Raw genomic sequence first — 14,315 nt, 5'->3', positions numbered from 1 at the left:
GGGAGGAACACCATGGCGACGCGCCGCAGCACCACGGCACAGACCCGCCGTAACACCAGGGCACAGACGCCCCCCGGCACCGAGCCGCCGCCCCCCGACGCCCGGACCACGCGCCCCCGCACCGAGCCGCCGCGCCTCGGCCCCGACCGGGCGCGTCCCGGTGCGGAGGTCCCGCGCCTCGGCCCCGCCGTCCGGCGCGCCCTGCCGGACGCCGACGCGCTGCCCTGGACCCGCAACGACGCCCTGGTGGCCGTCGGCGCGGCCGTCGTGGACCTCGTCGGCTACACCGCGTTCCCGCAGATCACCGGCGTACCCGTGTCCAGCGTCGGCGTCCTGCTGCTGGTGGTGTCCGCGCTGCCCCTGCTCTTCCGGCGGCGCCGTCCGCTGACTGTCATGGCCGTCGTCCTGGCGCTCGGCGCGCTGCTGAACCTGACGGCGCCGATGGACCAGCACTTCGGCGCCGTCCTGGCCGTCGCCCTGTACTCGGCCGTCCGGGCAGGCCGCCCGTGGGCGACGGCCGCAGCAGCGCTCGGAGCTGTCGGCACCAGCTTGCTCACCCCGGACCTCTCCTCCGCGCCGGGATGGCTGAACGTGAGCAGCGCCTGCCTCGCCGCGGGCCTCATCGTGGCCGCCGCCCTGGTGATCAACCGCTGGCAGCAGGAGACGGAGGCCAACCGCCGGCTCCTCGCCGACCGGGCCGTGGCCGAGGAACGCAGGCGGATCGCCCGGGAGCTGCACGACATCGTCGCCCACCGCATCACCACGATGCAGCTGATGGCGGGCGGCGCCCGCGCCAACCTCGACCACGACCCCGGCGTCGTCCGCGACGCCCTGGTCACCCTGGAGGAGTCGGGACGGCTGGCGCTGCGCGAGATGCGGCAGCTCCTCGACGTCCTGCGCGCCGACGACGACACGGCGGCCGCCCGCGACGGCGCCCCGGAGGCCCCGCAGCCCGGCCTGGCCGATCTCGACCGCCTGGTCAAGGAGTCCCGGCAGGCCGGGCAGCCCGCCGGCCTCGTCGTCGACGGCGAGCCCCGGCGGCTGCCCCCGGTGGTCGGGCTCACGCTGTACCGGATCGCCCAGGAGGCGCTGACCAACGCCCGCAGGCACGCCGGGCCGACCGTCCCGGTGGAGGTCCGTCTGGCCTGGCTGCCGGAGCGGGTGTCGGTCTCCGTCACCGACCGGGGCGCGGAGGACGCGGAGGCGCCCGCCCCGGCGGGCGGCGGCAGCGGATACGGTCTGATCGGAATGCGGGAACGTGTCGCCCTGCACGGCGGCACGCTGGAGGCCGGTCCGCTGCCCGGGGGCGGTTTCCGGGTCCTGGCGAGCCTGCCGCGGGAACCAGGGACCACGGAGGAGCGGGGACCGGGCAAGGACCGGGCGAGGACAGGGAGGGACGACGGTGACCGAAGCCGCGACCGGGGCGACTGACACCATCCGCGTGCTGATCGCTGACGACCAGCCGCTCGTCAGGCGTGGTCTGGCGCTGATCCTCGGCCCCGCCCCGTCCGTCACCGTGGTCGCCGAGGCGGAGAACGGGGAGCAGGCCGTCGCGCTCGCCGCCGAACACCGCCCCGACGTCGTGGTGATGGACATCCGCATGCCGGTCCTCGACGGCGTCGCCGCCACCGAGCGGCTCGCCCGCGAGCTGCCCGAGTGCCGGGTGCTCGCGCTGAGCACCTTCGACATGGACGAGTACGTGGTCGCCGCTCTGCGCGCCGGTGCCTGCGGCTTCCTGCCCAAGGACAGCTCGCCCGAGGAACTGGTCGCCGCGATCCGCACCGTCCGATCCGGTGAGGCAGCCGTCGCGCCGCGCCTGCTGACCCGGCTGATCTCCGCCTACGTCAGGTCCGGGTCGGCGGCGCCCCGCGACCGCCGGCAGGCCGCCCCCGAGACCGTCGCCGGCCTCACCCCGCGCGAGGTGGAGGTCTGGCGGCTGCTGGCCACCGGCCTGGACAACAACGAGATCGCCCGCGCCATGGAGATCAGCGTGTCCACCGTCAAGAACTACATCACCAGCGTCTTCGACAAGCTAGCCGTCCGTGACCGGGCACAGGCGGTCATCGCGGCGTACGAGTCGGGTCTGGTGGAGGTCCGGCAGCCGGCCGACGCGGACTGACACCGCGGCCGACCGGCGGAACTCCACGGAAGGCCGGAAGGCCGGAAGGCCGGAAGGCCGAGAGGACGGACAGCCGGAAGGCAGGAGGCCAGAAGGACGCAAGGCGAGGAGGACGGAAGGCCGAGGCCCGGGAGAAGCGGGACCACGCGGTCCGAGCCCCGGTCGGGACCGCGCGGTCCGCACGCCGCCCACCCTCCGCGGTCCCGTCCCCGCTCCTGCCCTACGGCTCGGGGGGCCCGTCCGGCGTCCGGGTCACCGGGCCGGTGTTCCGGGCGGCGGCCGTCAGCCCTTGCGGGTCGAGCACCTGATCGCCGTACAGGTCCGCCAGCCAGGTCGACTGGTAGATCGTGTCGAGATAGCGCTCGCCGAGGTCCGGGGCGATGGCCACCGCGGTCAGGTCCCGCTCGTCGTGTTCGGCCAGCCACGCCATGGCACCGCTGACCACCGTGCCCGTCGAGCCGCCGAAGAGGAAACCCCGCCGGGCCAGCCGGTGGCAGGCGCGGATCGTGTCCGCCTCCTCCACCTGGATCACCTCGTCGACGTAGGACTCGTCGAGCAGCGGCGGTCGCATGCTCATGCCCAGGCCGGGGATCATCCGGCGGCCCGGCTTGCCGCCGAAGGCCACCGAACCGACGGTGTCCACCGCGACGATCCGCACCGGCCGGTGCCACTCGCGGAAGTACCGCGCGCACCCCATCAGGGTGCCCGTGGTGCCCGCGCCGACGAACAGCACGTCCAGGCGCGGGAACTGGCCGGCGATCTCCGGTGCCGTACGGCGGTAGTGCGCCCCCCAGTTGCCCGGGTTGGTGTACTGGCTGAGCCACACGTACCGCTCGTCGGAGGCGCACAGGGCGCGCACGTAGTCGATCCGGGCGCCCAGGAACCCGCCGTTGGCGTCCAGGTCGGCGATGACGTGGACCTCGCTGCCCAGCGCCTCCATCAGCAGTCTGGTGGACAGGTTGCAGCGGGAGTCCGTGACGCACAGGAACCGGTAGCCCTTGCTGGCCGCGATCATGCTGAGCGCGACGCCGAGGTTGCCGGACGAGGACTCGATCAGCACCGAGTCCTCGCTCAGCAGCCCGTCCCGCTCCGCGGCCTCCACCATCTCGATGGCGGCCTTCAGCTTGATCGAGCCCGCGAAGTTGAAGCCCTCGCACTTCAGGTAGAGCGAGCGTCCGAAGATCGGCCGGAGGTCGACGTAGAGCTGGCCTTCGTTGAAGGCGTGGGGAGCGGAGATGACGGGCACGCTAACCTCCTGATGCCGGGGCCGAGGACCGGGGGGACGGACGTTCAGCCGTACCGGCGCAGCTCGTGGAAGAAGTCGTCGACGACGTGGAGGTTGCCGGCCCGGGCAACCTCGCCGTGGACGTAACCGCCGACGGCGAGGTCGAGGACCCCGAGGCCGAACGGGGAGAAGATCACGGTCCGGTCGCCGGGCGGTTCCACCCGCCCGGTCAGCACGTCGTCGAGCGTGCCGTCCAGGAAGTCCCGCCCGCCGGTGAGCTGTTCGGCCAGGTGCGGCGAGGTGTTCGCCTTCAGGCAGTGCTCGACGTCGTCGACGAAGTTGGCCGACTCCAGCAGGATCCGCGGGTCGAGGTCGCGCAGCGACACGTGCAGCACCACCGGACGGTGGTCGAACCAGGCCGGGTCGGTGACGTGCGGTTCGCCCGCGACGGTTGCGAAGACGACGAGGTCACTGGAGCGGATCAGCTCCTCCGGGCTGTCGTGCACGGTGACCTGGGGGCGCTGTCCGGCGGCTTCGGCCGCCTGGCGCAGATAGCCGCAGAAGCCGGCCGCGCTGTCGGCGGAGACGTCGTGCACGCCGACCGAGTCGAAGTTCCAGCCGGTGCCGGCGAGGAACGTGTGGATGTACCGGGCGATCAGGCCGGTACCGAAGAAGCCGATCCGGGCCGGGCGCGGCCGGGTCCGGGTGAGCCGGTCCGCGGCCAGCGCGGCGGACGCCGCCGTCCGGGTGGCGCTGATGATGGAACTCTCCAGGCAGGCGAACGGATAGCCGGTGTCGTGGTCGTTGAGGATCAGCACCGCCGAGGCCCTGGGCACCCCGGCCCGCACGTTCTCCGGGAAGCTGGAGATCCACTTCAGCCCGTCCACCCCCACCGGCCCGCCGACGGACGCGGGCAGCGCGATGATCCGGGAGGTGGGCCGGTCGGGGAAGCGCAGGAAGTACGACGGCGGGTTGACCGTCTGCCCGGCGCCGTGCAGCCGGTAGGTGGCCTCGACGAGTTCGACGATCTCCTTCTCGCGGCCCTCGAGCGCCTGCTGCACCTGGCCGCCGGAGATCACGGCGAAGGACGGCACGCGCGCCGGGGCGCCGGCGGGGGACCCGGTGGCCGCGGGGGACGTCACGGAGGTCATCGCCGCTCTCCCTCCTGGTTCGGGGCGCCGTCGGCCAGCAACCGCGGCTCGGCCATGGCCACCAGCACCCGCCGCTCGCCGGTGAAGGCCTCGCGGCTGTGCGCGGTACGGATGTTGTCGACGAGCATGAGGTCACCCGCCTGCCAGGGCTCGCGCCGGGTGTGCTCTTCGTAGGTGGCGTTGAGCTGCTGGACGACGTCCTCGCCGATCGGGGTGCCGTCGCCGTAACGGGTGTTGAACGGCAGGCCGTCCTCGCCGTACTCGTCCACCAGGTACTCGCGCACCTCCGGTGCCAGCGTCCACTCGTTGAGGAACGCGACCTGGTTGAACCAGCAGCGGCGGCCGGTGACGGGGTGCCGTACGACGGCGCTGCGGCGCTGGCGGGTGCGCAGCGATCCGTCCTCGCGCCAGTCGAACTCGATGCCGTGCGCGCGGCAGTAGTTCTCGACGGTCTCACGGTCCTCCGTGCCGAACGACTCGGCCAGCGAGGCTCCGATCTCGTCGTTGTAGCTGCGGGTGAGCAGCCAGCCCTCGCGCTCGAAACGCTGCGTCAGCGCGGCCGGCAGCGCCTGGAGCACCTGCTCCGCGTCCGCCACCGCGGTGGCGCCGCCCTGGGCGGGCGCGGTGAGGCAGGCGAACAGCATCAGGGAGGGCACCCGCAGCGCGTAGCTCAGCTCGTGGTGCATGCACATCGGCTGGTTGTCCGGCCAGGCGGTCGAGGAGTACAGCCCCAAGCCGTAGGACTGCCGGACGGCGAACGCCTCGCGCTCCGCCATCGGTTCACCGGCCAGCGCGGTGAAGACGGCCCGGACCTGCTCCTGCTCCCTGAGCCCGAGGCCGCGCACCAGGATCGCGCCGTGCTCGGTGACCTGAGCGCGCACCGCCTCGCGGTACTGGGCCGCCCACCCGGCCGCGTCGGCCTGCGGCTCGACGTGCAGGACCGGCGGCCGGTCCGGTCGCAGCTCCACCTCCAGCAGTGACGCCGGGGACGAGAACGACATCTCGGTGTTCCTTTCGTCGGGTGGTGTGGTCGTGGGCCGGCGCGGTCAGGAGGACGCCAGCAGTTCGGTGGCGCCCAGGACGGCCCGTGCCGCCCCGTTAGGCCGGGTGCGCGGGAAGTAGTGGCCGCCGTCGGGGAGTTCGTGCAGGTCCACCTGGTCGGCCAGGAACCGCCAGGCCTGGTGGTGTTCGCCGTACCCGGCGGTGTGCGGATCGTCGGCGGCGACGACCACGGTCACCGGTGCGGCGAGCCGCACCGCGGGCCGGTCCTCCAGGGCGGCGGCGAAGTAGCGGTGCGCCGAGACGCAGTCGTGCCGGTAGGCCGCGCCGATGTGCTCGGCATGGGCCGTGTTCAGTTCGCCCAGCTCGGTGTAGCCGCTGTCCGCGCTCAGCCGCACGGCGATCTCCGCGTTGCCACGCCCGGTCAGCTCCGCGACGGCGGCCTCGCGTTCGGCGGCCGTCCCCGGCAGCTGGGCCCCCAGGAACACCCGCACCACCCGCACCCCGCGCTCCTCCAGCCGCCGTGCCGTCTCCACGGCCAGGGCGGCCCCGGAGGAGTGGCCCCACAGCATGACCTTCGCCAGGCCGCGCCCCTGGATCTCGGCCACGACCCGCTCGGCCACCTGCTCCAGCGGGGCGAAGGGCTCGTCGGCGGCGGCCAGGTCGTGGCCCGGCAGCTCGGCGGCGTACACCGCGAGGCCGCTGCCGGCCAGGGCGCTCGCCATCGGCCGGAAGTTGACCGCGTTGCCGCCCGCGTACGGGAAGCACACCAGGGCGCAGGCGCCGGCCTCCGCCCGCGCCGACAGCGGCTGCAGCAGCTCCGAACGGTTCGGGGAGGCACCGTCGAGGAGCGCGGCGAGGTCGGCGAGCACCGGATGACGGGTGATGTCCTTCAGGGAGACTGCCCGGTCCAGGGCGATGGTCAGTCTCACCGCCGACAGCGAGGTGCCGCCGGAGTCGAAGAAGTGGTCGCCGCGGCCGATACGGTCCCGGGGCACCGCCAGCAGTTCGGCCCAGGCGTCCGCCAGCCGCCGCTCGGTCGCGGTGCGCGGAGCCTCCTTCGTGCCGCCGCCGGCGGTGTCGTCCTCGGCGGTCCGCTCGGCCAGCGCGGTCAGGGCCTTGCGGTCGGTCTTGCCGTTGGCCGTCAGCGGCAGCCCCTCCTGCCAGTGGAAGGCGCTGGGCACCATGTACGCGGGCAGCACGGTCCCCAAGGCCTGCCGCAGCTCCTCGGCCTCCAGCCGCCGCCCGGTGTAGAAGGCGACCAGGTGGGCGCTGCGCCCGGCGAGTTCGGCGACGACGACCGCGCCGTCCCGCACCCCCTCCACCCGCAGCAGCGCGTTCTCGATCTCCCCGATCTCGATCCGGAACCCGCGGATCTTGACCTGGCTGTCCCGCCGGCCGAGGAACTCCAGTTTGCCGTCGGGGTGCCAGCGTCCCCAGTCGCCGGCGAGGTAGAGCCGTTCGTCCGGCCGGTACGGGTCCTGCCGGTACGCCTCCCGGGTGCGCTCGGGGTCGTTGACATAGCCGCGGCCCACGCACACCCCCGAGAAGGCGATCAGGCCGGGCGCGCCCAGCGGCACCAGGGACAGGTGTTCGTCGACGACGAGGACCCGCACGTTGCCGACGGGACGGCCCAGCAGCACCCGGTCCGGCACCGCGCGCATGACCTCGTGGTTGGTGTCGTCCGAGGTCTCGGTCAGGCCGTAGGCGTTGACCAGGGCGATGCCCGGTTTCAGCGCGAACCAGCGCTGCACCAGTTCACGTTTGAGCGCCTCACCGGTCACCGACACACAGGCCAGGTCGGGCAGGTCGCGCGGGTGCCGTTCCAGGTAGGCCGCCACCACCTCCAGGTAGGAGGGCACGACCTGCGCCACCCCGACCCGGCCACGCTCCAGGGTGTCCACGAACCGCTCGACGTCCACGACCGCGTCCTGCTCCACCAGCAGCGTCCGCCCGCCCACCAGCAGCGCGGCCAGCAGCTGCCACAGCGAGATGTCGAAGCACTGCGGCGCCGTCTGCGCCACCACCGTCCGCGGGCCGATGCCCAGGTCGTCGATCTTGGCGTGCAGGTGGTTGAGCATCCCCGCGTGCTCGCACATGGCGCCCTTCGGCTCGCCCGTGGAACCCGAGGTGAAGTAGATGTACGCCAGCCGGCCCGGTCCCACGTCGAGACCGAGGTCGCCGTCGGCGTGGTCCTCGGCGTACGCGGTGTGGACCAGCAGCTTCTCGATGCCCGGGGCCCGCGTGGCCAGCGCCTCGTCCAGGGTGGCGGTGCTGTCCGGCTCGGTGAGCACGATGCGGCAGTCCGCCCGGGTGAGGGTCGCGGCGATCCGCCCGGCCGGGAAGTGCGGCTCGATCGGCAGGTAGACACCGCCGGCCTTGAACACCGCGAGCACCGACGCCAGCCAGTCCAGGTCGCGTTCGGTGACCACCGCCACGACGTCCTCGGGGCCCAGCCCCCGCGCCAGCAGCGCCCGCGCCAGCCGGTTCGCGCGGGCGTTCAGCTCCCCGTACGTCCACGAGCGCTCCCCGTGCACCGCGGCCACGGCATCGGGACGGTTGCGAACCTGTTGCTCGAACAGCTCGTGCGCCCGCGCGTCGGGCAGCACGCGCTCGGCTCCGGCCAGTGCTTCGAGCTGCTCGCGCACCTCCTCGGCGGACAGCAGGCTCTGCCGGGCGTGCTCGGCGTCCGCGTCGGCGGCCATCAGTTTGAGCGCGGTCAGGTGGTAGCCGCAGATCCGGGCGGCCGCCGAGGCGTCCAGCACGTCGGTGCGGTACCGCAGCCGCAGCGCCATCCGCGCGTCCCGGTCGGACCAGGTCACGGCCAGCACGGTGTCCGGGGGCAGGGTGCCGCCCGCCCCGCCCTCCCGGCTGCCCTCGGGATCGCAGACCACTTCGTACGCCGGTTCGGTCAGCCCCAGCTCCCGGCGCAGCCCGCCCACGGGAAAGTCGCGGTGCGTCAGCAGGTCCGCCTCGACGCGGCGGGCGGCGCGCACCACCCCGCGCCACGTCGGGGGCGCGACCGTCAGCCGGCAGGGGAGCGGGTCGCCCGCGCCCGCCGCGTGACCGGTCACCACGTCGGGCTCGCCGCAGAGCGCGGCCAGCACCTTGGCGTGGGCCGCCAGCAGTACCGCGCTCACCGGCACTCCCAGTTCGGCCGCCAGGGCGCGCACCGCCCCGGCCACCTGGTCCGGCACCGTCTCCTCGTGCCCGGCCACGCCGGGCACCGGCCGCGGCGCCCACCGGGGGACGGGGGTGAGCCCACCGGCGGTCAGCACATCGGTCCAGTAGTCCCTGTCCGCTGCCACGAGCGCTCCCATCGAATGACCCTTCCTCAGTTCTCCGTCGGGGCGGCGGGATTTCCTCCCCATTCCGCGTTCGGTGGGACTTCCTCGCCCTTCATCAGGAAGGAGTCGGGTGCGATCACGGCCGAGTCGCCCAGCGTCACGCCGTAGTGCACGTGCGCGCCGACGCCCAGCGTCACGCCCGCGCCGAGCGTGGTGCGGTCGGACTTGAAGGTGCCGTCCTCCTGCGAATGGCACTGGATCTTGCTGCCCGCGTTGAGGGTGCAGCCGTCCCCGATGGCGGCCAGCGTCCGCTCCGTGATGAAGCAGCCGTCGTCGAAGACCCGGCGGCCGATGCGCACCCCGGCCAGCCGCCAGACCAGGCTCTTGAACGGTGTGCCGTTGAAGATGGCCAGGTAGTGGTCCGGCACCTTCCACACCCGCTCGTGCCACCAGAAGTACGGGTCGTAGATGGAGCACAGCTTCGGGCGCAGCGCGCGGAAACCGGTCAGGCAGCGCTCCAGCAGGACGTAGAACGCGGTGGTGAAGACCAGGGTGAGGGCCAGGTAAGCGCCGATCACGATGTGCCCGAGCGTGCCGTACAGGCCGGCCGAGGCGAGGCCGAAGGCGGTGAGCAGCGCCGTGTGCAGCCAGCGCATCAGGAGGTGCAGGGCCATGGAGCGCAGGTTGTAACGGTTCTTCGCGGCGAGGCTGCGGTGCAGTTCGTCACCGGTGCGCAGGTGGTCGAAGCGGGAGTCCCGCTCGACGGACCGGGGGATCTCGAAGCACGGTGAGCCGAGCAGTCCGACGCCCTCGCGGATCTCGCCGTCGAGGGGGACCATCACCTTCGTCGCCAGCAGGCAGTTGTCCCCGGTGCGCGCCCCGGCCGGGTAGGCGATGTTGTTGCCGAGGAAGTTGCGGGCGCCGATCGAGGCCCGGCTCATCCGGAAGGAGGTGGAGGAGTAGTCGGCGTTCAGGATCGACAGGCCGTCGGCCACCATCGTGCCGCTGCCGACGGAGACCAGGAACGGCGAATCGTGCTGCACCTCGGTGCCGAAGTTCGAACCGGTCTGCTCCACCCGAGACAGGTCGTACCCGATGCCGCGCAGGTAGGGGACGATGTACGAGCTGTCCCCGAACAGCCAGGTGAAGAACCTGACGTTGGTCAGGCCCGCGATCACCCGGTGCGCGGCGTAGTGGAAGCCGTAGAGCGGGTAGACCCGGTCGGGCCTGACCAGCAGGCGCAGCACCCGCGGCACGGTGCACAGGGTGAGGAGGCCGAGCAGGACGGCCCCGAAGAACAGCACCGTGGAAACGAGCAGGGTGTCGGTGAGGAACTCCCCGGCCGAGGTGCCCCGGGTCTCGGCGGCCATGCGTTCGCTGAGCACCGGGACTTCCGCGAAGAGCATGTACACACCGCCCACGGCCAGCGGCAGGTAGAGGAGGAAGAGCTGGAGCAGGGTGGTGAGCGCGAAGCCGGCCCGGCGCAGCGTGCCGCACCTGGCCGGCGGGACCCGCACGTGATCGACGCGGGTCGGCTGGGCCGGGGACCCGTGCCGGCGCTCCCCGGCCGGGATCTCCTGGCCCCGGTACAGGGCCGAGGCATGGCCGAGCTGGGCGCCGTCGCCGAGGGCGGTGTCGATGTCGAGCACCGTCTTCTCGCCGACGAAGGCGTCCCGGCCCAGGGTGATCCGCCCGGTCTGGATGGTGCCCGCGTACGCCCGGTAGCCCAGGAACGTGGCGTCCTTGCGGATGACGGTGCCGGCTCCGACGGTGAGCAGGTCGGTGCAGACCGGCACGGACCGGGAGAGGATCGTGACGTCCTTCCCGATCCGCGCGCCCAGCGCCCGCAGGTACATCACGTACAGCGGGTTGCCGACGAACAGCACCATGGGATTGGCGTGGAGCAGCGACTTGACGATCCAGAAACGCAGGTACGCCATGCTCCACACGGGGAACTCCCGCGGTTTCCAGCGGCCTACGAGAACCCATTTCACCAGTACGGGGAAGGCGCACAGGGCGACGAACCCGATCGCGCCGCACAGGAAGGAGCGGGCGTAGATGTGGAGGAGGCCCGAACCCGCGGCGACCCAGTCGTAGGCCTGGGCGGTGGCCACTCCGATGACGAAGGAATAGCCGAGGAAGACCAGTGCCTGCAGCGCTCCGCACACCACGTGGCTCCCGGGGTCCGGCGGTGCGGTGCGGGCCGGAGCCGGTGCCGGGGTGGCGGCCGCGGGGGCCGGTGCGGCGGGGGGCGGGGGAGCGGTGGCCGCGAGCGCGGTCGCCAGCTCGCGGAGGGTGGGGTGCCGGTAGATGTCCTTCATGGACACCGACGGCAGGTCCGGGTGTTTCCGCACCCGGGCGCAGAACTGGGCCATGACCAGGGAGTTGGCGCCGAGGTCGGTGAAGAAGTGGCTGTCGGCCGGTACCTGGTCGGCGTGCACGAGGTCCGCCAGGATGCCGGCGAGTTCACGCTCGGTGTCCACCGCCGTCGGGTCGGCGTTCACGCGCCGGGCGACGGCGGATTCGTCCGGCCCGGGCATCAGGATGTCGGCAGACTTCTCCACCATGCGAGCTCCCTGAGGAAAGGTCGAAAACCGTCGGCCAGGGGTGGCCGGTCCCCGAGACCGTGCGTTTTCGCCTGATCACGAAACCATGGATCAGTCTTGTGCCGTGTGCGCGGGGTTGCCACTCGGGTCGGGCGTGCCGATTCACCGGCAAGCCCCTGCCATAGTGCTGTTTTGGCGGCCCCTGGCGGGGCGGAAAGCGGGCAGGTATCACCCGTATGGAGTTCACTCGCGGCAGGTGTGCGACCCTTCGGAGTGGTTTGCGCGGGGCCGGGAACCGGCCGAGTGGCCCACGGCGGCCTCGGCGCGCAGACTGAGCTGAGACGCGGGGCCGCGACTGGGCAGTGACGCGGGGCCGCCCGGAGCAGGACCGTACCGGCCCACGGGCCGGACCGTTCGTCGAGGGGGCCGCTATGGCCGTAGAGATTCCGCCTTTGATCGCACCCTCGCGGCTGAGGCGCCGTGGGGGGCTGTGGGGCGAATGCCTGGCCGAGTTCCTGGGGACCCTCGTCCTCATCGCCTTCGGCTGCGGCTCGGTCGCCATGACGGTCGCGGCGCTGCCGGGTTCGGGCCGGACCGAGGGACCCACGACCTTCTTCCTGGGCGCCGGCGACTGGCTGCTGATCGCCTGGGGCTGGGCGTTCGCCGTGGCCTTCGGCGTGTACGTGGCCGGCGGTGTCAGCGGCGCGCACCTCAACCCGGCGGTGACCCTCGCGTTCGCGGTGCGGCGCAGGTTCCCCTGGGCGAAGGTGGTGCCGTACTGGGTCTCACAGGTGGTCGGCGCCTTCGTCGGCGCGGCCCTGGTGTACGGGGTCTACCACGACGCGATCAACACGTTCGACCATGCGATGAAGGGACCGAAGACGCACGGGCACACCGTCGCGTCCTTCTCCATCTTCGCCACGTTCCCGGCGCCGTACTTCCACGGGGGCTACTGGGGGCCGCTGGTGGACCAGATCGTCGGCACGGCCCTGCTGGTCATGCTGATCGTGGCCGTCGTCGACCTGCGCAACACCGCGGTGAAGGCGAACCTCGGTCCGCTCGTGATCGGCTTCGTCGTGGCGGCCATCGGCATCTCCTACGGCGCGAACGCCGGGTACGCCATCAACCCCGCCCGTGACTTCGGCCCGCGGCTGTTGACCTTCTTCGCGGGCTGGGGCGACCTGGCGCTGCCGGGCAGCGAGCCCGGGTCGTTCAGCGCCTACTGGTGGGTTCCCGTCGTCGGGCCGCTCGTCGGCGGCGTGGTCGGGGTCCTGGTCTACGACCTGTTCGTCGGCGACGTGCTGCACATGCGCGCGCAGGAGGCCGAACCGCCCGAGCCGGGACGCACCCGGGGCACCACGTCGGACGAGGAGTGAGCCGGGGAGTGGCACGGGCGGTGACACGGCGCGGCGCCCGCGTCGGTCCGGGGACCGCCCGCGGGCGCCGGGCCGTTCAGCCGTGGAAGGTGATGTACCCGTTGCCGTCGCGGTCGTTGCGCGCCTTGGTGTACCCGTGCACGTCGGCGCGGGCGCCGGAGGGCTTGTACAGGTAGATGGTGTCCTTGTCGTTGTTCCAGAGGAAATTGCAGTTCTGGCGGTAGGCGACGTTCTTCGCGTCGGACTCCTTGCCCTTGCCGCCGCGCAGTTTCACGTAGTCGCCGGGCTCCAGGTAGTGGTCGGCCGAGAACCGGAAGCGGTGGCCGGCGGCGTCCTTGACGACATAGCCCTTGAGGTCGACCCGCGCGGTGCGCGAGTAGTTCTTGACGGTCAGGTACTCGTCCTTGGTGTTGCCCTTGGTACAGCTGTTGGAGTCCCGCCCGGGGGCGTCGTACTGGACGCCTCCGATCTTCAGGGCGGAGGAGTACTCGGCGGCCTGGGCCGGGGCCGCGGCGACGGCGGCGACCGCCCCCGCCGCGGCGGCGGCGGCCAGCACGGAACGTATGCGCATGAGGTTCCCCCCTCGGCGATGCGGATGGAGCGCCAGGAGCATACACAACACGTGAGGGATGAGTGCTGGAAGAGTGCAGGAAACGTGAAGGCGGGTGGCCCTGCCCCGCCCGCGTTCCGCTAGTGCTGTGACCGGAAAGGTTTGCCGGGAAGCTCGCGGCGTCCGGTGCTGGGGGCAGCTCCCACGCCCTTCGGGCGGTGGGGGAGCATCGCAAGGCGGAGCACTACCCGCGTACTGGATGTACTCGGGTGATGCGACAACGCGGCTGGGGGTCCCCCCTGCTCGAAGAGCTTGGGGGAGCCGTGCCGGGCGTCGCGAGCCGGTGAACCTTCCGGCCGCAGCACTAGTGTGACCCGCGTGACCGAGCCCTCCTACCTCACAGCCGTCCGGACCTCCTACGACACCGTTGCCGCCGCCTATGCCGAACGGGTCCCGGAACCGGCCCGGATGGACCCCCTCTCGCGCGCGATGCTCGCGGCGTTCGCCGAGTCGGTGCGGCTCGCCGGGCGGGGTCCGGTCGCGGACGTGGGCTGCGGGCCGGGCAAGGTGACGGCCCACCTCGCCGAGGCGGGCGTCGACGCCTTCGGCGTCGACCTCTCCTTCGCGATGGTGTCACTGGCCCGGCGTGCCCACCCGCACCTGCGGTTCGTCCAGGGTTCGATGACCGCCCTCGGGCTGGGCGAGGGCACCCTCGGCGGCGTCCTGGCCTGGTACTCCACCCACCACACGCCTCCCGCCCTGCTGCCCTCGGTCTTCACCGAGTTCCACCGGGTGCTCGCGCCCGGCGGCCAGTTGCTGTGGGGCTGCCATGTCGGCGAGGAACACCGCAGGCCCACCGAGGGCTACGGCGGCCACCCCGTCTCCTACGAGTGGCACCTGCTGCCCGAGGAACGGGTGGCCGAACTGCTGGAGCAGGCAGGGCTGGAGGTCACGGCCCGGCTGGTGCAGGAGCCCGAACCGCCCCTGACCCGCCGGTACGCCTGCCTGCTGGCCCGCAGACCCTCCCGGCCACAGCACTAGGGCGTGTTTCCCGCCTGCCCC

General features: G+C 72.5%; 10 protein-coding genes. 4 read left to right on the top strand and 6 right to left on the bottom strand.

What is annotated here, in order from left to right:
• Positions 1-12 precede the first annotated feature (12 nt).
• Both ACFC02_RS03370 and ACFC02_RS03365 read left to right on the top strand, forming a co-directional pair.
• On the top strand, positions 13-1,431 hold the full coding sequence (locus tag ACFC02_RS03370; RefSeq protein WP_376351457.1) for a sensor histidine kinase: 1,419 nt from the start codon (positions 13-15) through the stop codon (positions 1,429-1,431).
• The gene (locus tag ACFC02_RS03365) at positions 1,403-2,119 is read left to right on the top strand and encodes a response regulator (protein WP_376351454.1); all 717 of its coding nucleotides are present in this window, start codon (positions 1,403-1,405) and stop codon (positions 2,117-2,119) included. Before ACFC02_RS03370 ends, ACFC02_RS03365 begins: the two co-directional genes overlap by 29 nt.
• 220 nt (positions 2,120-2,339) lie before the next feature.
• On the opposite strand, the gene sbnA is transcribed toward ACFC02_RS03365, so the two are convergent.
• Genes sbnA through ACFC02_RS03340 form a run of 5 tightly spaced genes read right to left on the bottom strand, consistent with a single transcriptional unit; the run spans position 2,340 to position 11,348 of the window.
• A complete protein-coding gene (sbnA, locus tag ACFC02_RS03360) occupies positions 2,340-3,365 on the bottom strand; it encodes a 2,3-diaminopropionate biosynthesis protein SbnA (RefSeq protein ID WP_376351452.1) in 1,026 nt (341 codons plus the stop codon).
• A 44-nt stretch (positions 3,366-3,409) separates the two neighbouring features.
• Positions 3,410-4,495, bottom strand: a complete 1,086-nt coding sequence (gene sbnB / locus ACFC02_RS03355) for a 2,3-diaminopropionate biosynthesis protein SbnB (protein WP_376351449.1) — start codon at positions 4,493-4,495, stop codon at positions 3,410-3,412.
• Positions 4,492-5,496, bottom strand: coding sequence for a TauD/TfdA family dioxygenase (locus ACFC02_RS03350; protein ID WP_376351447.1), 1,005 nt, complete (start codon positions 5,494-5,496; stop codon positions 4,492-4,494). The genes sbnB and ACFC02_RS03350 overlap by 4 nt, the downstream gene beginning before the upstream one ends.
• A gap of 45 nt (positions 5,497-5,541) precedes the next feature.
• Positions 5,542-8,814, bottom strand: coding sequence for an amino acid adenylation domain-containing protein (locus ACFC02_RS03345; protein ID WP_376351444.1), 3,273 nt, complete (start codon positions 8,812-8,814; stop codon positions 5,542-5,544).
• 14 nt (positions 8,815-8,828) lie between these two features.
• Positions 8,829-11,348: a Pls/PosA family non-ribosomal peptide synthetase gene (locus ACFC02_RS03340; protein WP_376351442.1), complete on the bottom strand. Its 2,520-nt coding sequence runs from the start codon at positions 11,346-11,348 to the stop codon at positions 8,829-8,831.
• 410 nt (positions 11,349-11,758) lie between these two features.
• On the opposite strand from ACFC02_RS03340, the gene ACFC02_RS03335 reads away from it, so the two are divergent.
• Positions 11,759-12,703 (top strand): MIP/aquaporin family protein, encoded by a 945-nt coding sequence (locus ACFC02_RS03335; protein WP_376351438.1) that lies wholly within the window; start codon positions 11,759-11,761, stop codon positions 12,701-12,703.
• A 76-nt stretch (positions 12,704-12,779) separates the two neighbouring features.
• Here ACFC02_RS03335 and ACFC02_RS03330 read toward each other — a convergent pair whose 3' ends face one another.
• Complete coding sequence (locus ACFC02_RS03330) at positions 12,780-13,274, bottom strand: lamin tail domain-containing protein (protein WP_376351435.1); 495 nt, start codon at positions 13,272-13,274, stop codon at positions 12,780-12,782.
• A 357-nt stretch (positions 13,275-13,631) separates the two neighbouring features.
• Here ACFC02_RS03330 and ACFC02_RS03325 point away from each other — a divergent pair, with 357 nt between their 5' ends.
• Positions 13,632-14,294, top strand: coding sequence for a class I SAM-dependent methyltransferase (locus ACFC02_RS03325; protein WP_376351432.1), 663 nt, complete (start codon positions 13,632-13,634; stop codon positions 14,292-14,294).
• The last annotated feature ends 21 nt before the right edge of the window (positions 14,295-14,315 follow it).

Origin of the sequence: Streptomyces sp. NPDC056160 (genome assembly GCF_042268205.1) — a bacterium.
Classification (GTDB): domain Bacteria; phylum Actinomycetota; class Actinomycetes; order Streptomycetales; family Streptomycetaceae; genus Streptomyces.
Note: the sequence above shows the minus strand (reverse complement) of the source record. Positions and strands in the feature narration are given on the sequence as shown.

What these genes read in the sequence shown, in the direction of transcription:
- ACFC02_RS03370 (WP_376351457.1), top strand. Translation starts at nt 13, where the DNA reads ATGGCGACGCGCCGCAGCACCACGGCACAGACCCGCCGTAACACCAGG.
- sbnB (WP_376351449.1), bottom strand. Translation starts at nt 4,495, where the DNA reads ATGACCTCCGTGACGTCCCCCGCGGCCACCGGGTCCCCCGCCGGCGCC.
- ACFC02_RS03350 (WP_376351447.1), bottom strand. Translation starts at nt 5,496, where the DNA reads ATGTCGTTCTCGTCCCCGGCGTCACTGCTGGAGGTGGAGCTGCGACCG.
- ACFC02_RS03345 (WP_376351444.1), bottom strand. Translation starts at nt 8,814, where the DNA reads ATGGGAGCGCTCGTGGCAGCGGACAGGGACTACTGGACCGATGTGCTG.
- ACFC02_RS03340 (WP_376351442.1), bottom strand. Translation starts at nt 11,348, where the DNA reads ATGGTGGAGAAGTCTGCCGACATCCTGATGCCCGGGCCGGACGAATCC.
- ACFC02_RS03335 (WP_376351438.1), top strand. Translation starts at nt 11,759, where the DNA reads ATGGCCGTAGAGATTCCGCCTTTGATCGCACCCTCGCGGCTGAGGCGC.
- ACFC02_RS03330 (WP_376351435.1), bottom strand. Translation starts at nt 13,274, where the DNA reads ATGCGCATACGTTCCGTGCTGGCCGCCGCCGCCGCGGCGGGGGCGGTC.